An 18,447-nucleotide genomic window follows, 5' to 3' on the forward strand; every position below is an offset into this window, starting at 1 on the left:
GGCAAGAGCCGGCGAAGGCTGCCACACGGCCGGTGGGCGGGCTCGCGCCCCACACTTTCTCAGGGCTACCGACGCGGAATTGCCGTACCACCAGGCTTACGGCATCCGCTGAAACATCCGGGCGTTGCCCGATTCTCAGGGGATGCTGACGACACGCGCCCAGGGCGGAGGTGTGTCCGGGACGTGGTCGGGGTTCTCTTCCGCGACGCGGGAGGGACGGGGGAAGAGTCCGACAACGGCGCGACAGGGCGGCGGTGCGGCGGGCCAAGGCGTTTGACCATCCGTCAGAGCAATGATCACGTCCGGGCGGGGCCTGGAGCGCAGAGCCCGGGCGAAGCCGGATCTCAGATCCGTTCCCCCGCCGCCGACCAGTTCGATCTTCTCGGCGCGGCAGAGCGGGACGGCGACCCTGGCCGCCGCGTCGCAGCAGATCAGGGCCAGGGATATCCGCTGTCCGGCGTCCGCCCGGGTCGGCGGTGTCCGCGCCACCAGCCGCAGCGGCGTGGCGCCATAACTCCCGTAACAGGCGAGGGAGATGGTCAGGCCGGGCCGGAGCCGCCCGTCGGGGGCGATCCGGGGCATATGCCAGCGGAGCAGATCCGGCGCCAGCCGACGTAGATCCGCACGGAGGCTGGTGAGGAGATCGGTGCCGTGGCGGTCGCGCACGGCGCGCAGATCGAGATCGATGTCGACCTCATGGTCGAGGTTCCACCGCCCGCCCGCAGGACCGTCGCCGTCCATGAGCAGGTCGTGCCGCTCGCGCACCCGACGGTAGAAGCTCTCCAGCCGCAGGCCCTTTCCGCTGCCGCGGCCGGCCCACTCGGCGAAGACGTCGTGGCTCACCATGAAGCCCTTCGCCGGCAGGATCTCCACGCCCTCCAGCGCACCGACGAAGTCCAGCGCCCGGCGCGAGGTGGGGTGGCAGACCGTCAGCCGGTCACCGGCGCCGCGCTCCCGTGAGGGGACCGCGCGCTCGTCATGAGCGTCCGACCTGCGGAATGCCGGGTGTCCAACGGCCTGCTCCAGGCCCTCGGCGTACGTCTCGGCCCGGACATAGGTGACCCGGTCACCGAGTTCAGCGGCACGGTGCCGCATCGCCGAAAGCACCAGATGGGCCTTGGCGCGGTGAAAACGACGCCGGCGTAGCACCGAGCGCGCCTCGATCATGACCACCGGAGCCTGGGCGTCGGGTCCGCCGTTGCGCGGGTCCACGAAATGCGGACCGAGCTGGTCCCCGAACAGCCAGTGGGGGCGTGGCGCCATGGGATTCCGCCTCTCACAGCCGTTGCCCCGCGCGATGCCGAGATGACGGCGCGACCGGGACGGGAGCGCATCGAAAGTGCCGGCACATCTGCCGGAAAGGTGGCCGACACACCGCACGGAGCTCGCGCGGTGACCATCGGGCCTCCCGCTCGGCCCATGCTGGCAGCCTCCGCTCGCCGCCCGTCCGCCGACACTCCGTCGGACCGGTGCGCGTCCGGGGCTGCCGACCAGGAGCACATCCGCGCAGAGTTTTCCCTGGTCAGGACCGTGTCTGGCGATCACGAGCGGGGTGATTTCCCCAGCTCGGTGAGCGAGTTCGATTCTCGTCACCCGGTCCACGACGAAGGCCCATCCCCCCGCGCGGCCACGACTACCTGGACGCCGTCGCCCCGGGACCCCACACCCGCCCACGCCAAACGCTCGGCTGGGATACTCCAGCCGAGCGTTTGGCTGAGCCGCTGACAACAGCCGCTTGACCAGCGGGTTGCCGCGCCCCCTTGAATTCGCCACCGGGAGGGGGTTTTGCCGCCGGCGTGGCGTCTAGGCTGCCGTCAGGTCAGATCGTCGGCGTGTCATCGACGATCTCCTTGTGCGGTTCGACAACGAACCTCCAGCCATCGCTGGGCTCCAGGAACCGCACTCGGGTCGGGTAGATGTCCAGGGCGCGGCGGTCGCGGTTCTGGTTGTTCGTGTTCTTCCGCCCCCGGGCCGGCTCCTCGTACAGGTCGACCTTGACGTCCGGCACCGCGACGGCTTCCTCGTTCCAGCGCTGAACGACCCCCGCGCCGAAAGCGTCCCGCGCGGCGGCGTAGAGCGACTCCAGGGACTCCTTGTTCCCGTGGGGCACGAAGAGCGCGAGGTTCAGGAGGACGCCGGCACTCTGGAGAACCTCGATCTCTTCCCCCGCCTCGTCGGCGATCCAGATCCCGCCCTCTTCAGCATTGTCCGGGAGAACATGAATTTCCTCGCCGAATACCGTCCTCGCGGTGAAGGACCCACCCTCAAATTTCTTACCCGGCTCCGTAAGGAAGGCCGGGGCGTAGCAGTCGAGAGGAAGGTCATCCATCTCTGCCGAGACGAAGATGCCGTCCTGGAGACCCAACTCTGAAACCTCCTCGGCCGTAAGACGTCGAGCCGTAACCTTCTCGGTATTCACGCCATTCCCCTTTTTTTCGTGGCGTCCTGTGAATTCATTTCAGACTCTACCACGAAACGATCAGTCACTTCTCGTGGCACATATCTTCGCACTCACGACAGTACTGACCATCCTCCGAATAATTTCTTCCGCGAGATCAGAAGGCGAATCCGCCCACATCGCCGGAAAAGCGCGGCATGCGTAGAGAGATGAGGCGAGACCCAAGAGGCGACAAGCAAAGTGCGCACCATCGAATCACGTACGGATGGGCTTTTACGTTCAGTGGCATGCCGGCGACTGCGATCCCTATAAGTTCTGCGATTGCTGGGGTTGACGGTGATCTCTGCCCCTGGTGCAAGCGGGTGCGGGAAAGACCGTGACCGGGAACCCGCAACGCGTGGAGGACATCGCCACCGCCGAGCGCACCGGCCTGCGGCAGTGCGGATGACGCGTACGAGCTCCGGAAGCAGACCCGTTGTCCACGCGTCTGATCGTGACGGATCCCACCAGGGATCGGCGACACGGAATTCGCCGCGTACGGACCCGCCGAGCAAGCACTCACCAGGCTGCGGCAGCGGGCACAGACATGGGCGGACGAACCGGACGCGCTGACGACGAACCCGGGTGGGCGTACTCCAGCATGCTTGCCCTCTGTCCTCCACGACTCGCGTCACTGTCACGCTCCACAGCGACCAGGTGGCGGGGCTCCGCAAGCTCACGGACAACGTCTCCGGTTACCTGGCAGAGGCGGTGGCCCGCCAGATCAGGCACCAGCTCCTGGGCAACGACCTGCGCGGGCACGAAGAGGAACACGGGGACCGCACCGACGGGGCGTTCAGCAGCGGAGCGCGGATCGTTCCGACCGTGACCGCGACCGGCCCCGACCACCGTGTGGCGACACCGGACCCGCGGGTGCCCCCCCGCCACGGACGGACGCTCCTTCGCAGAAACACTTCCTTCCGGGCGAACCAATATCTGCGACCGCGAAAGGAGAAATCAGCGCGACGCGCGGTGAGGGTATCTCACACAACAGGCCGGGTGGAATTATTCGGCGCGCAGGGCCGATCTCACCGTGCTACTGTCCGTCTCAGTTGCAGTTGTGGTTCCCAAAACTTCGAGTGCCTCCACCGGATTCTTCATCGGCGGAAGCACTTCTGTATTTCCGGTCATTTTCCGGACGGGGCAATCATCGCGGCGACGCGGAGCCCGCACAGTGCGGATTCCGGGCACTGCCCCGAAGGAGATTTGACATGGCATCTGGCACCGTGAAGTGGTTCAACGCCGAAAAGGGTTTCGGCTTCATCGAGCAGGACGGCGGCGGCGCTGACGTCTTCGCCCACTACTCGAACATCGCCGCCCAGGGCTTCCGCGAGCTGCAGGAAGGCCAGAAGGTGAACTTCGACATCGCGCAGGGCCAGAAGGGCCCGACGGCCGAGAACATCGTTCCCGCCTGACGCTGACGCGTAGAACGAGCTGGGGCCCGCACCTTGGGGTGCGGGCCCCAGCTCGTTGCGTTTCAGGGCACAGCACTCCCCGGGCACCGTGACCGTTCCACCCACGGCATGCGTCCGGGAATGCGCGGTCTCATCGCACGGCGGACATACCCCTCGGCTCCGGATACCTGTTCCGTACGAGCCCTCCGCCGCAACTCGGCCCCCGCGCCGCGCACCCTGCCTCCCGGATTGCTCCGCTCATTCCAGCGACCGGCCCGCCGCTCATTCCGCCGGCCGGATCCGATTTCGCTTTCAGTTCGGCCCGTTCTCGCTATTCTCCGTGCTGCGCATCCGCTGCGGGAATTCCTTGATACGTGCCGCATCAAGGAAGGTTCCCTATGAACCGCACACGTACGAACGACCGTTTCTCCCGCACCCGGACGAGCAGCGGCTCCACCGGCGGCTCCACCGGCGGCTCCAGCCGGGGCAGCCGCTTCGGTTCGCCGGCCGCCGGCCGCTCCGGTGGTCCGAGCCGCTCCGGCGGGTACGGGCGTCGGCCCGCCGCGCTCCAGGGTGAGTTCGCCCTTCCCCGGACGATCACCCCCGCACTGCCCGCCGTCGAGGCTTTCGCCGACCTCGACATGCCCGGGCAGCTGCTGGCCGCGCTCACCGCTCAGGGCGTGACCGTACCGTTCCCGATCCAGGGCGCGACCCTGCCCAACACCCTCGCGGGCCGCGACGTACTCGGCCGCGGACGGACCGGCTCCGGCAAGACGCTCGCCTTCGGCCTCGCCCTGCTGGCCCGTACCGCCGGTCAGCGTGCCGAGCCCCGGCAGCCGCTCGCCCTGGTCCTCGTACCCACCCGCGAGCTGGCGCAGCAGGTCACCGACGCGCTCACCCCGTACGCCCGCTCGGTCGGCCTGCGGCTGGCCACGGTCGTCGGCGGGATGTCGATCGGGCGGCAGGCGAACGCGCTGCGCGGCGGCACCGAGGTCGTCGTCGCGACGCCCGGACGGCTCAAGGACCTGATCGACCGCGGCGACTGCCGGCTGAACCAGGTGGGCATCACCGTTCTGGACGAGGCCGACCAGATGGCCGACATGGGCTTCATGCCGCAGGTCACCGCCCTGCTCGACCAGGTGCGTCCCGAGGGGCAGCGGATGCTGTTCTCCGCCACCCTGGACCGCAATGTCGACCTGCTGGTCCGCCGCTACCTGACCGATCCCGTCGTGCACTCCGTGGACCCGTCCGCAGGCGCGGTCACGACGATGGAGCACCATGTGCTGCATGTCCAGGGAGCCGACAAGCACGCCACCACGACGGAGATCGCCGCGCGCGACGGCCGGGTGATCATGTTCCTGGACACCAAGCACGCCGTCGACCGGCTGACCCAGGACCTGCTCAACAGCGGGGTACGGGCCGCCGCGCTGCACGGCGGCAAGTCCCAGCCGCAACGCACCCGCACGCTGGCGCAGTTCAAGACCGGACACGTCACCATGCTCGTCGCCACGAACGTCGCCGCACGTGGCATCCACGTCGACCATCTCGACCTGGTCGTCAACGTCGACCCGCCGAGCGACCACAAGGACTACCTGCACCGTGGCGGCCGTACCGCCCGCGCGGGCGAATCCGGCAGCGTCGTCACCCTGGTCACGCCCAACCAGCGCCGCGACATGGTCCGCCTCATGTCGGACGCCGGTATCCGCCCGCAGATCACCCAGGTCCGCTCCGGCGAGGCCGAACTGCAGCGCATCACCGGCGCGCGCACCCCCTCGGGTGTCCCGGTCGTCATCACCGCGCCGGTCGCCGAACGCCCCCAGCGCGGCGCCGCCTCACGCGGCCGGCGCAGCCGCCCCTCCCAGGCAGCGCGCCGTACCGCCCAGCGGCAGCAGTCCGCCTTCGACGCGGCGGCCTAGATGCTCTGTCCGGCGAGCTTTTGCCCGATGGGGCGAAGCTCGCCGGGAACGGCACGAGAACCTTCGTGATCCGGCGCCTGCCCGTGGTTTTCCCCTTCTCCCTGTGAGGCCTCATGCGCTGCGTCATCGCCCGCTTCCCCTTCGACCTGACCAGGAGCGGCGTGCTGGAGTCGATGAAGGGCATCAAGCCTGAGCCGGTCACCGGCGAGTCCGTGATCATCGGCCGCCGCCAGTACCCCGTCAAGCAGGTGGGCGAGGTCATCACCCGCCAGGACCGCCGTGACTTCAGCGCCGGCGAAGTCACCCGGGCCATGACCCTCCTCGGCTTCACCTGCCGCACCCTCCACCAGGCCGCACCCGCGCGCGTCCTCAGCCCGCTCCAGCGAGCCTCCACGATGCTCGGTGCTCCCGCGTCCGTCTGACCGGCCGGGCAGTCGCAAGCCGACACCTGAACGGCGATGAGAGCTCGACGGATTTGGTCGCAGCGGTCGCTCAGTGGTCGGAGTAGCTGAAATCTCCCATGGACCACGCGCTGACGTCCTCGATCGCGACGCGGTACATCCCGCCCGTCTCCGGGATCCCCACCGTCCCCTGCAGGATCCGGGCGACGTGGAAGTGCAGATGCGTGGGAGGCCCGTCCTTCCGTGTGTCGCTGGTGAAGACGGCGGAGAACTCGCCCAGCCGGGCCGAATCCGTCAGGACCTCCGACACCCGCTGTCTCCACACGGCTTCGGGAGCGAGTCGCCCGGTGATGACAGCACCACCGGCGATCACGGTCAGGGACATCTGATTGCTGTGCCCGGACTCCACCATGGCGGCGACGTCAACGAGCAGTTCGTCGGGCTTCGACATAAGAGCCGATTCTATTTCACCGGGCGATCCGGGCTGCTTCGGCGGTGGGTCAGCTTCGGCGGTGGGGCCGGCGGGCGATCCTGGGGCGCGTTGCGATAGACCCGCCGGGCCCGCGAGCGGTGTGCGGATGTCGACGTCGTCGCCCGTACGCCTGCTTCCCCGATCTGCTCGGTCAGCGCGCCGAGGTGGTCGGGGGCGCCCCGCGATACCCAGCGCCACCACCCGCCCCTGTCGGTCGGAACCGCGGCACAGCCGGCGGCGCCGTCACGGGAAATCCCATGCGCCACGCGACCGGGGCGCCCACACCGCCGGGCCCACACCGCCCCGCCCACACCGCCCCGCACCGCGCCCGCACCCCACCGCGCCCGCACCCCAGCCGCCCCGTACCGCCCCTCGGCCGTTCGAGGTGGATTACCTCATCGTCGAACACGCAGAAATCTATGACGGCCAGAGTAGACATTGGCCGTTCGCCTGGTTATGGTTTTGCCCGTAGCCAAGGTTGAAAGGCCCGGCAGAGATGACCTGCCGGGCAGCAGTACACGCAGGTCGGTGCGGTGGTGGAGTTCCGGAGCCATGGTTGTCGCAGAACGGGTGACGGGACTGACGGCCGTACCGGGTGGCCCGCGGTGATCAGGGGCCGCCGCAGCAGTGCCGCCGTACGTAGTGCGGTGAAGCACGTGCGGTATCAGCACGTGCGGTTGGCAGTACCAGTGCGGTTGGCAGTACCAGCAGTGCGGTTGACAGTGGTTTCTCGGTGAAGGCGTCGAGCTGCGGACGCGCGTGCCGAGAGGTTCGGCAGTGGGGTTCCAAGCCAGAGAGGACGCAGGACGGGCGAGGTGCCGTCTGCCGGACGGAGTGGCGTTTTCCGAGGCCACCAGCGGTTCGCATCATCACCGGTACCGGCGGTACGCGGTACCGGTTCGGCAAGCAGTTGATCCAGAGGGAAGAACGGAGGAGTTGAACGCCATCAGGATCGCCCGGGCGGAAGGACTGAGCCCGGGTACCGCAAGACCCCGGAATGGAAGGTGGTCCCCGGTCACGCATCCGCGATCCCCGCACTCCCGCCCTTCTTCAGGGCGAGGCCGCGGAAACAGAAGGTCGGCGCAGCACTAGGGCCGGCAGATGGTGTTGAATTTCCTTCGGGGCCCTGGTGCCGTACGGCACCAGGGCCCCTCGACGCGTTCCCAAGAAGAGGTGCAAATGACAGCGGACAATGCGCTCGGCGGCCGACTGGACGACGATGACTATCCCGCCTACACGATGGGCCGGGCGGCCGAGATGCTCGGGACCAACGCCGGCTTTCTCCGTGCACTCGGGGAGGCCCGCCTGATCACGCCGCTGCGCTCCGAGGGCGGCCACCGACGCTACTCCCGCTATCAACTGCGCATCGCGGCCCGCGCCCGGGAACTCGTCGACCAGGGCACTCCGGTCGAGGCGGCCTGCCGCATCGTCATCCTCGAAGACCAGCTGGAGGAAGCCCAGCGCATCAACGCCGAATTCCGCCGCGCCGCGGCACAGCCGGACGCGAGTTCCGGCTGACGCTCGTCAGCGCCCGGACCCGCCCGAGCGGCGCTCGTGGCGCCCGACCGCGTCGACTCCGACCCCGACCGGCCCGGTCCCGAGGAGTGGGCCCTGGAGTCCGGCCCGGGGAGGGCCGACGGGTTCCCGGGCCGTATCCCGCCGTGAGAGATTTCCCCGGCTCGGCGAGCGAGATCCCTTCTCGTCGCCCACCCCACCGGAAAGCCCCAGGCCGACGACCTGGGGCTCTCTCGCTGTGACGACCGACGACGGGGACCTCGTGGCAACCGCCGAGGGCCGGTGGATCTACTTGGTGAAGTTGAGGTACATCCAGGCGCCGTGGGTCGTGGAGTTCACGTTGTCGCCGGAGGACGTGTCGATGTACGACGCGCGCATCCGGGCACGGATACCGGCCTCGCCCGGTGCCTCAAGGCGGACCGTGGACTTCCCGTTGGTGGCCAGCGCGAAGTACTGCGAGCCGGTGTCGTACCACTTGCCCTGGTAGTACACCTGGAGCTGGAGCCGCTGCTTACGGCCCTTGTAGTAGCTCATCGCCGTGGTGAAGACCGGGTCCGTCTTCTTGTGGAAGTAGTAGTACTTCGTCGAGCCGATCTTGCCCGTCTTGTAGTGCTTGGCGACGGTGGTGGAGAGCTTCACCTTGGCGTACGCGGTCGACTTGACCGTCTTCGCCTCGTACCGGGCGTCGCCCGCGAAGACGGCGGTGACGGTGGTGTCGCGGGTCATGTCCACGATGACCGAGAGGTCGCCCTTGGAGTTGACCGCGGCCTTCTTGACCAGCTTCTTCGGCTTGTCGGCACCGTACGGGTCGGACCAGATCTCCACCGTCCGGTTCTTGTACGTGGCGCCGAGGTGCGCGGTGAAGGAGACGTCCGCGCCGTACGCGTAGAGGCTGCCGTTGCGGTTCAGCTTCAGCGACGTCGCCGTGCGCGAGACCTGTACCGCGTACGAGCCGGAGGTGGGGCTGTGCGTGGCGTCACCCGCGTACGACACCTTGTACGTGACCTTGCCGCCGGTCTGCGGGGTGTCCGTGAAGGAGAACGCGCCGCCGGCCAGGGTCTTCACGGCCGGCAGCGCCTGGCCGCCCGTGGCCACGATGTCCGTACGGGTCACGGTGAGGGGCGTCCCCGCCGGGAACACCGACTTCGACGTCAGCTTTCCGGTGACGGTGAGCTTCTTGGCCCGGTCGGCCTTGGCGGGTGCCGACACCTTCAGGGTCGGCAGTTCCTTGGTCGGGTCGGTCAGGGCGCGGAGGCTGTACGTGCCGTAGCTGTTCTCCGACACCGCGAACACGCGGCTGCGGTCCGGCGCCCAGGCCAGGGCGCCGTCGACGAGGGTATCGCCGCCGCTGCTGTTGCCCGTGTTGGGGAAGTCGTACTCCCGCGTCGGCGTCGTGCTGCCGGGCCGGTGGATGTGGACGTCGGGGCTGTACCAGGAGAAGGTGCCACCCGCGACGGTGCCGTCGGGCGCGACGGCCACCGCGTTGGGGTAGGCGTCGGTCGGGTAGCGGCCCACCGTCGTCAGGTCGGTGGTGGAGTACGCGGGGAAGCCGTAGCCGTACCCGCTGCCGTCCCAGGAGGTGAGGACCTGGGTGCCGTCGGGCGTCAGGTCGAGCTGCTTCACGCCGGTGTCCATGGCGCCCTGGACACGGAGCTGGGTTCCGTCGGCACCGACGTCGAACACGGCGAGCCTGCCGCCCGCCCCCGCCACCAGGACGCCGGGCGCGGCCGGGTCGGCGCCGAGCAGCAGTCGGCCGCCCACGAAGTCGAGGCCCGCGTTCTGGTCGAGCGTCACGACGGGCTCGTCGCCGGAGAGGTCGAGAGACCCGAGGTTCGACCCGTAGCCGAACCAGACGCGGCCGTCCACGACCTCCAGGGAGGCCGGGGCATCGGCACCGGCCAGGTCGTAGCTCGCCGTCGTGGTGTACGTCCGGGTCTCCACCGAGACGATCCGGTCGGTGCCCTTGACGGCGGCGTAGACCTGACCGGAGTCGGCGGACAGGGCGAGGCCGGTCACACCGGGCAGGCCGGTGAGGGACGCCTTGACCGTGCCCGAGTAGTCCGTGACGACGATCTTGCCGCCGGTCGGGTCGGAGAGGTAGACCCGCTGGTGGGCCCCGTCCACGACGAGGTCGCCGACCGACTTGACCGGCACGACCTGCACGGAGTCGGCCGCGGCCGTCCCCGCCGATCCCGCGACGAGCGCAACTGAGCTGAAGAGGACCGCGAGCGCCGCCGCGGCCGAGATGGTGGTGCGTCCAAGCACAGTGATGTGACCCCCCACAGGTGACCCGGCGATCGCCGGGTGAGCACGAGAATGCGGCGCGCCCCCCTGGCATCAACCGAACAACGGGTGCCAGTACGCGCCTGATGTGATCAGCGTATGGCATGACTGTGACAGTCGGAGGCTGAATTTCCCCCACCTCTCCAGGGCCCTTCGCTCCTCGGGCGTGCCGGGGGAGGCCGCCGCCCGTGGCCCCCATGGCTTCGGTGCTCTTCACTCGCCCGCGTGTGGAGCGAGGCGGAGGAGATCGCACGTTTTATGGTGACCCGATGCGACGTGCAGCCCAGTGGGCCTTGCTCTCGTCGGGGTGTGCTCCCGTCCTGCTGGTCGGCGGCTGGACGATCGCGCAGTTCTTGCAGGGGCCCGGCTACGACCCCGTCACCCAGACGATCAGTGTCCTGGCCGCCTACGGCGCCCCCGGGTACTGGGTGATGACCGGAATACTGATCGCCCTCGGATCCTGTTACCTGGCCACCGCCCTGGGGCTCCGCGCGGCCGCGCTCGCCGGACGTGCGGCCCTCGGATGCGGCGGGGTGGCGGCGATGCTTCTGACGGCGTTCCCGGCACCGACCCGTGGGGGCGCTTTCGGGCACGGCGCGGTGGTCACGGTGGGGTTCGCCCTCCTGGCGGTGTGGCCGATCCTGGCCGCGGATCGCCGGGGAGCGGCGCCCTGGGGGCTGCGGCCCACCGTGTCGATCGTGGCGAGTGCGCTGATGGTCGCCGGCGCGACATGGTTCCTCGTCGAATTGCAGAGCCGCGGGGCCGCCGGGATCGCCGAACGCGCCCTGACGTTCACTCAGTCCCTCTGGCCCTTGCTGGTCGTCACCTCCTGCCTGCGCCACCCCGGCCACGACGAACCCCTGTCCTGGTTCAGCCGTCGCGCCTGAGCCCGTACGTCCGCCCGGGGCCCGGGGACCTGGGGCTTGGGGTCTGGGGCTTGGGGTCTGGGGCTTGGGGTCTGGGGCTCCGCGACCCGGTCGGGGCGCTGACCTCGGCCTTCTCCGCCGTCCGGGCCGATGCCGACGCTCCCGCCCGCCGTCCGCCGCCCGGTACGCGGGCCGCCGCATCGGCGTAGCCCGGGGTCCAGGAGCGGAGCAGAGGGGCGTTCCGGCCAACCGGGTCGTCCGCCGTTCGACGGGGCCACGCGCCACACATTGGATCTTGCAAGGAAAAGTATAGATTCGACAAGGATGCGTACGGATATTGCGTCGCTATGTCGAGGAGATTACGGTCCTCCTTGCGCCGTCATCCGCCCTCAGTGTCCACACCCGCCCCCGAAATCACCTCGTCACCCGGCCGCTCACACGGCCGGCGGGGCATCTCGCTGTGCCCTGTACCGCGCCACCCCCTTACGCACCGACGCTCCACCAGCTCCTCCCTCCAACCGATCGCGGTGCCGACGGTGCAGGTCAGGCATTCCGTGTGAAAAGGAGCAATAAGTGTTCCAGTCCATGCGCGATCTGAGGCGAACGCTCGCCACGGTGGTCAGCACCACGCTGCTGACCCTCGGCGGCGTCTCCGCTCTGGCGATCCAACCGGCGTGGGCGGCCGCGGCCGCCACCGGTGGCAGCGGCGCGAGCCTGCCGTACGTCGAAGTCCAGGCGGAGAACTCCGCCACCAACGGCACGGCCATCGGCCCCAGTTACACCGCCGGCCAGCTGGCCGACGAGGCTTCGTACCGCAAGGCCGTGACCCTGTCGGGCACCGGCAAGTACGTCACGTTCACCACACCGGTGGCGACGAACTCGATCGACTTCCGGTACAGCATCCCGGACGGCGCGGGGGGCTCGGTCTACACCGCTCCGCTGTCGCTGTACGTCAACGGCACCAAGCAGGACAATTTCAGTCTGACCAACGCGTACAGCTGGTACTACGGCAGCTACCCGTTCACCAACCAGCCGGGCAGCAACCCGCACCACTTCTACGACGAGGTGCACCGTCTCTTCCCGACGACGTATCCGGCCGGTACGACCTTCAAGCTGCAGGTCGACGCGGAGGACACCGCGTCCTCGTACACGATCGACTTCGCCGACTTCGAGCAGGTGGGCGCGGCGCTGACCCAGCCCGCGGGCTCGGTCTCGGTGACCAGCAAGGGCGCCGACGCGAGCGGTGCGAGCGACGCGACCAGCGCCTTCAACGCGGCGATCAGCGCCGCCGGTCCGGGTGGCACGGTGTGGATGCCGCCGGGCACGTACAAGATCCCCGGCCACATCAGCGTCAACAACGTCACGATCGCCGGCGCCGGCATGTGGTACTCGACCGTCACCGGTACGGCTCCTGGCTTCTACGGCAACTCCGCGCCCTCGCCGAGCAGCAACGTGCACCTGCAGAACTTCGCGATCTTCGGCAACGTCCAGGAGCGCGACGACAACGCCCAGGTCAACGGCATCGGCGGCGCGATGAGCAGCTCGACCGTGTCGAGCGTCTGGATCGACCACATGAAGGTCGGCGCCTGGATGGACGGGCCGATGAACGGCCTGACCTTCAGTGGCATGCGCATCCGCGACACCACCGCGGACGGCGTCAACTTCCACGGCGGCGTCACCAACTCGGCGGTCACCAACAGCGAACTGCGCAACACCGGTGACGACGGCATCGCGACCTGGGCGGACTCCGGTCTCGGCGCCGACGCCAACGACACGATCTCCAACAACACCGTGGAACTGCAGATACTCGCCAACGCCATCGCGATCTACGGCGGCCACGACAACACCGTCAGCGGCAACCTGGTGCGCGACACCGGCATCGCCCAGGGCGGCGGCATCCACGTGGGGCAGCGCTTCACCTCCACCCCCGTCGGCACGACCACCATCTCCAACAACACCATGATCCGGGCCGGCGGTCTCGACCCGAACTGGCAGTTCGGGGTCGGCGCCCTGTGGTTCGACGGCAGCCAGGGTTCGATCACCGGTCCCATCAACGTGACGAACGCGCTGATCCAGCAGAGCCCGTACGAGGCGATCCAGTGGGTCGAGGGCACCGTCAGCGGGGTCAACCTCAGCAACGTGACCATCGACGGCACCGGAACGTTCGCACTGCAGGAACAGACGGGCGGCGCGGCGAAGTTCACCAACGTCACGGCGACCGGCGTCGGCGCCTCGTCCCCCGTGTACAGCTGCGAGGGCGGGAACTTCGCCGTCACCGACGGCGGCGGCAACTCGGGCATCAGTGGTACGCCGCTGTGCGGCGCGTGGCCGGCCCCGGTCTTCCCGCCGTACCCGCCGGAAGGCGTGACGGCCACCCCGAGCGCGCTGAACTTCGGTTCGGTCGCGACCGGTACGACGAGCACCGCGCAGACCGTGACGGTCTCCAACCCGACCGGCTCGGCCGCGTCCGTCTCGTCGATCGCCGCCGGTGGCGACTTCACCCAGACCAACACCTGCGGCTCGTCGATCGCGGCGAACGGCTCGTGCGCGGTCAGCGTCAAATTCGCCCCGACCGCGACCGGCAGCCGCAGCGGAACCCTCACGGTCAACGCGGGCGGGATCACCAACACCGTCAGCCTCTCCGGCACCGGCACCGCACCCGGCCCGGTGCTGAACGCCAACCCGGGCGGTCTGTCCTTCGCCGCCACGGTGGTCGGCTCCTCGGCCGCCACGCAGACGGTGACGGTGAGCAACGCGGGCACCACCTCGGCGACCGTCTCGGGCGTCGCGGTGACCGGTGACTTCACCCAGACCAACAACTGCTCCACCATCGCGGTCGGCGCGTCCTGCACGGTGACCGTCACGTTCAAGCCGACCACGGGAGGATCCCGTACGGGCAACCTCACCGTCACCAGCAATGCCAACAACAGCCCGACCACCGTCGGTCTGAGCGGCAGCGGCATCGACAGCTCCACGAACATCGCGGCCGGTCAGACGGCGTCGGCCAGTTCGAGCAGCAGCCCGTACGTCCCCGCCAACATCACCGACACGGACACCTCGACGTACTGGGAGAGCGGGGGCTCCTTCCCGCAGTGGGCCCAGGTCGACCTCGGCCGGAGCTACAGCGTCGGCAAGGTCGTCCTGAAGGTGCCGCCGTCGGCCGCCTGGGCCGCGCGTACGCAGACCCTCTCGGTACAGGGGTCCACGGACGGCTCCTCCTTCTCCACGATCGTCGGCTCGGCCGGGTACACCTTCGACCCGAACAGCAACAACAACACGGCCACCATCACCTTCAACGCCACCACGGCCAGGTACGTGCGGGTCAACATCACCGCCAACACGGGGTGGACCGCCGGTCAACTGTCGGACTTCGCGGTGTTCCCCGCCGGCGGCAGCGGCGGCACCACGGCGGCGACGCTCTCGGCGGGACCGGGCTCGCTGACGTTCGACAGCCAGGCACTCAACACCACCAGCGCCGCGAAGACGGTGACGGTGACCAACAGCGGCACGGCGGCCGCGGCCGTCTCCTCCATCGCCACCACGGGCGACTTCTCGCAGACCAACACCTGCGGGACGTCGATCGCGGCGAACGCCTCGTGCACGGTCAGCGTCAAATTCACCCCGACCGCGTCCGGGACCCGCGCCGGGAACCTCACCGTCACCAGCAACGCGTCCAACAGCCCGACGACCGTCGCGCTGACCGGCACCGGCGCCGGCACGGTGAGCAGCAACCTGGCGGCCGGCAAGGCCACGAGCGAGTCCAGCCACAGCGACGTGTACCCCTCGTCGAACGTGACGGACGGCAACCAGGACAGCTACTGGGAGAGCGCCAACAACGCCTTCCCGCAGTGGGTGCAGGTGGACCTCGGCTCCGCGCAGAGCGCGAGCCGCGTCGTGCTCCAGCTCCCCGCCACCTGGGGCACCCGCAACCAGACGCTGTCCCTGTCGGGCAGCACCGACGGCAGCAACTTCACCACCGTCAAGTCGTCGGCGTCCTACTCCTTCGACCCGGCCAACAGCAACAAGGTCACCATCACGTTCACCGCGACCACCCAGCGGTACTTCCGGGTGAACATCACGGCGAACAACGGCTGGCCGGCGGGACAGCTCTCGGAATTCCAGGTCTGGAACACCTGAGCTGAGGTGAACCGGCAGGAACGGAACCATCCTGATCCGACCTGATCCGACCTGGGTCGGACCGACCGGACCGACCGGACCGACCGGCTGACCCGACCCGGACCGGGCCCGGACCACAGGTGCCGTCGAGTACCCACGTACTCGACGGCACCTTCACGTTCCCGCCCGCGCCCCGCCCACTAGGAAATGCTGTCGATCACTCACGCGTTCGGGTGGGGCTGACGATCATCCTCTCGGAGCGCCCACCAGCACGCTAGCGTGGAATTCGTGCCGCCTGGCTGACAGCCTCAGATCACTGTCCGTTGCTTGGGGGAGCCCGGTATGGCAGAGCGCACGACATCCGTCTGGCTGCGCGTGCGGTACCAGTTCGACAACGTCATGGCACGCAGCACCTCCGCGCTACTGGGGTGGCTCACCCTGGTCTGCCTGGTGATCGTGGTCCCGGCGAGTGTGGGTCTGGTGTGGGCCGGACGGAACACTCCGGCCACCCTCTCCGGCCGGCTCGCGGCGGTCTGGACGAGCGTCGGCGAGACCCTCAAGATCGGGGGTGCGGTCGGCCCGCCCCTCTACGTACTCCTGTCCGTGCTGCTCGCCCTGGTGGCCCTGCTCTTCGTCTCCACGCTCGTCAGTCTGATCACCACCGGGATCAACACGAAGATCATGTCGCTGCGACTGGGGCGCTCCACGGTCGTGGAGGAACGGCACACCGTGCTGCTGGGCTGGTCCGACCAGGTGTTCCCGGTCGTCTCCGAGCTGGTGGCCGCCAACGCCAATCGGCGCAAGGCCGTCGTCGCCATCCTCTCCCCCAAGGACAAGGTGGAGATGGAGACCGAGATCAGCACCAAGGTCGGCGATACGGGCAGCACGCGGGTCATCTGCCGTAACGGCTCCGTCACCGACCCGGCCGTTCTCACCCGGGTCAGCCCGGGGACCGCCAATGCCGTCCTGGTGCTGTCGCACGGCAGTGAGGAGGACGACGCCCTGGTGGTGAAGACGCTCCTCGCGCTCAACGCGGCCACACCCGGGGACCGCCGGCCCGTCGTGGTGGCGGCGGTGCGTGATGCCCGCCACCACATGGCCGCCGCGCTGGCCGCCGGGCCCGGCGGGCGGGTCCTCAACATCGACGACATCACCGCCCGGCTCGTGGTGCAGACCTCCCGCCAGCCCGGACTCTCCCTCGTCTACCAGGAGTTGCTGGACTTCGCGGGCGACGAGTTCTACATGGTCACCGAACCGGCGCTCGTCGGCCGCACCTTCGGCGACGCCCTTCTCTCGTACGCCACGTCGTCGGTCGTCGGTCTGCTGCGCGCCGACGGCTCCGTCGACCTCAACCCCCCGCCGGCCTGCCCGATCGGCTCGGACGACCAGCTCATCGTCATCACCCGGGACGACGACATGGCGGTCCTGGCGGCTCAGCCGCCGGCCGTCGACAAGGCGGCGATCACCGCGCCCCGCCCCCGAGTACCGTCCACCGAGCGGCTGCTGCTCCTGGGCTGGAACCGCCGGGCCCGGGTGATCGTCGAGCAGCTCGACCGGTACGTGGCCCACGGCTCCAGTCTCGACATCGTGGCCCACGGCGACGAGGCGGTCGTCCGCGCGGCAGGCGCCGTCAGCGCGGAAGCGGCCCATCTCGACATCACCTTCCACCGGGGGGACATCTCGGAGTCGCTGACCCTGACCCGGCTGGACCTGCCCTCGTACGACGGGGTGATCGTCCTCGGCTACGACCGTACGGACGCCGTGGACCCCACCCCCGGCGCCGGCGCCGACACCGCCGACACCGACAACCAGACGCTGGTCACGCTGCTGCACCTGCGGGCTCTGGAGGAGACCACCGGCCGGAAGCTGTCCGTCGTCACGGAGATGTCCGACGACCGAAACCGCCTCCTCGCCCCGGTGCGGGAAGGCGCCGACTTCATAGTCAGCGGCCGGCTGATCAGTCTGCTGATGACCCAGATCTCCCAGAACCGGCACCTCGCCGATCTCTTCGACGCTCTCTTCACCGCCGACGGCAGCGAGATCTACCTCAAACCCGCCACCGACTACGTCCTGCCCGGCCGTTCCGTCACCTACGCCACGGTCGTGGAATCCGCGCGCCGACAGCACCACTGCGCCATCGGTTACCGCCTTCACACGCAGGCGGCCACCGGCCCGTTCTACGGTGTCCGGATCAACCCCGACAAACGGGAGACCGTGCGACTCGGCGAGAAGGACTGGGTGATCGTGGTCGCGGAGAGCTGAGGGCGGATCGGCCGGTGGGCCGTACGGGGACAGGCTCAGGGGTGAACGTCCTTGGTGTGGGCTGCGCTTGAGCCCCGCCGCGTCGACACACAGATTCATCGGCCATACTGCTCGACGTGGAGCAGCGCATAGGTCCGACCATCCCGCCCGTGCAAGCAGCCGGGACCGATCCCGCATTCGTGCCCGGCTTTACGCCCCCGCGCCCTGTCGAGGCGGCGCAGACGGCGGAGCCGGCCCCGGAACGGGAGGCGGAGCAGACCACGGAACAGCCGTCCGAGGACGCCGTCCCCGAGGACGCCGTTCCCCAGGATGCCGTGCCCCAGGATGGGGACGGCGTCGACGGGAAACGCGGAGAACGCGGAGAACGCGGAGAAGAGGACGGCGACACCGGTCCCGTCTTCGAGGCCTCCGACCGCCGCGGCTCCATCACGGCCGACCGCGCCGGGATCACCATGCGCCTGGACGGCGAAGAGGCCGAGTTGTTCTGGGACGAGATCGGCGCGGTGGAGATCGATACCGCCAGGTTCGCCCGCCGACTGACCGTCACGGTGTACACGACCGGACGGCGTTGGTACGAGGCCGAGATCACGACGTCGTCCCGGCAGCGGCTCAAGGAGTGGACGGCGGAGCTCGACGCCGTCCTGGACGCCCGGTTCGAGGAAGCCCAGCCTTAGGTCCTGTCCGGCGGTTCACGCCCCTCGCTGGGCGTTCCTCCGCCACACGGCCGGCAGGACCGGCGAGTCCGCCGGAGCGGGCCGCGAAGGTCATGGCGTCGGCCGTGGCCG

Annotated in this window: 12 protein-coding genes; 8 read left to right on the forward strand and 4 right to left on the reverse strand. The window is 69.1% G+C overall.

Going from position 1 to position 18,447, the window contains the following annotated elements:
- Positions 1–135 precede the first annotated feature (135 nt).
- The gene (locus ACIBAE_RS25965; RefSeq protein WP_399289882.1) at positions 136–1,263 is read right to left on the reverse strand and encodes a cryptochrome/photolyase family protein; all 1,128 of its coding nucleotides are present in this window, start codon (positions 1,261–1,263) and stop codon (positions 136–138) included.
- Positions 1,264–1,819: 556 nt separating this feature from the next.
- The gene (locus ACIBAE_RS25970; protein WP_399289884.1) at positions 1,820–2,419 is read right to left on the reverse strand and encodes a hypothetical protein; all 600 of its coding nucleotides are present in this window, start codon (positions 2,417–2,419) and stop codon (positions 1,820–1,822) included.
- A 1,229-nt stretch (positions 2,420–3,648) separates the two neighbouring features.
- Here ACIBAE_RS25970 and ACIBAE_RS25975 point away from each other — a divergent pair.
- From ACIBAE_RS25975 to ACIBAE_RS25985, 3 genes are all read left to right on the forward strand, one after another.
- Positions 3,649–3,852: a cold-shock protein gene (locus ACIBAE_RS25975; protein WP_014047008.1), complete on the forward strand. Its 204-nt coding sequence runs from the start codon at positions 3,649–3,651 to the stop codon at positions 3,850–3,852.
- A 377-nt stretch (positions 3,853–4,229) separates the two neighbouring features.
- Positions 4,230–5,747: a DEAD/DEAH box helicase gene (locus tag ACIBAE_RS25980; protein ID WP_399289886.1), complete on the forward strand. Its 1,518-nt coding sequence runs from the start codon at positions 4,230–4,232 to the stop codon at positions 5,745–5,747.
- 113 nt (positions 5,748–5,860) lie between these two features.
- The gene (locus ACIBAE_RS25985) at positions 5,861–6,169 is read left to right on the forward strand and encodes an SCO5918 family protein (RefSeq protein ID WP_399289888.1); all 309 of its coding nucleotides are present in this window, start codon (positions 5,861–5,863) and stop codon (positions 6,167–6,169) included.
- A gap of 70 nt (positions 6,170–6,239) precedes the next feature.
- Here the strand turns inward: ACIBAE_RS25985 and ACIBAE_RS25990 are convergent, their stop codons facing one another.
- A complete protein-coding gene (locus ACIBAE_RS25990; protein WP_399289890.1) occupies positions 6,240–6,599 on the reverse strand; it encodes a hypothetical protein in 360 nt (119 codons plus the stop codon).
- Between the two features lie 1,200 nt (positions 6,600–7,799).
- Between ACIBAE_RS25990 and ACIBAE_RS25995 the strand changes: the two genes are divergently transcribed.
- On the forward strand, positions 7,800–8,138 hold the full coding sequence (locus ACIBAE_RS25995) for a MerR family transcriptional regulator (protein ID WP_399289892.1): 339 nt from the start codon (positions 7,800–7,802) through the stop codon (positions 8,136–8,138).
- 285 nt (positions 8,139–8,423) lie between these two features.
- Here ACIBAE_RS25995 and ACIBAE_RS26000 read toward each other — a convergent pair whose 3' ends face one another.
- Positions 8,424–10,400, reverse strand: coding sequence for a YncE family protein (locus tag ACIBAE_RS26000; protein ID WP_399289894.1), 1,977 nt, complete (start codon positions 10,398–10,400; stop codon positions 8,424–8,426).
- Positions 10,401–10,687: 287 nt separating this feature from the next.
- Here ACIBAE_RS26000 and ACIBAE_RS26005 point away from each other — a divergent pair, with 287 nt between their 5' ends.
- The 4 genes from ACIBAE_RS26005 (at position 10,688) to ACIBAE_RS26020 (ending at position 18,336) form a co-directional block, all read left to right on the forward strand.
- Positions 10,688–11,305 carry a DUF998 domain-containing protein gene (locus tag ACIBAE_RS26005; RefSeq protein ID WP_399289896.1) on the forward strand — a complete coding sequence of 206 codons (618 nt, stop codon included), beginning with the start codon at positions 10,688–10,690 and terminating at the stop codon, positions 11,303–11,305.
- A gap of 552 nt (positions 11,306–11,857) precedes the next feature.
- On the forward strand, positions 11,858–15,421 hold the full coding sequence (locus tag ACIBAE_RS26010) for a choice-of-anchor D domain-containing protein (RefSeq protein ID WP_399289898.1): 3,564 nt from the start codon (positions 11,858–11,860) through the stop codon (positions 15,419–15,421).
- Positions 15,422–15,742: 321 nt separating this feature from the next.
- Positions 15,743–17,662: an NAD-binding lipoprotein gene (locus tag ACIBAE_RS26015; RefSeq protein ID WP_399289900.1), complete on the forward strand. Its 1,920-nt coding sequence runs from the start codon at positions 15,743–15,745 to the stop codon at positions 17,660–17,662.
- Between the two features lie 116 nt (positions 17,663–17,778).
- Positions 17,779–18,336 (forward strand): hypothetical protein, encoded by a 558-nt coding sequence (locus tag ACIBAE_RS26020; protein ID WP_399289902.1) that lies wholly within the window; start codon positions 17,779–17,781, stop codon positions 18,334–18,336.
- The last annotated feature ends 111 nt before the right edge of the window (positions 18,337–18,447 follow it).

It is taken from the genome of Streptomyces sp. NPDC051569, assembly GCF_044454085.1.
GTDB lineage: Bacteria > Actinomycetota > Actinomycetes > Streptomycetales > Streptomycetaceae > Streptomyces.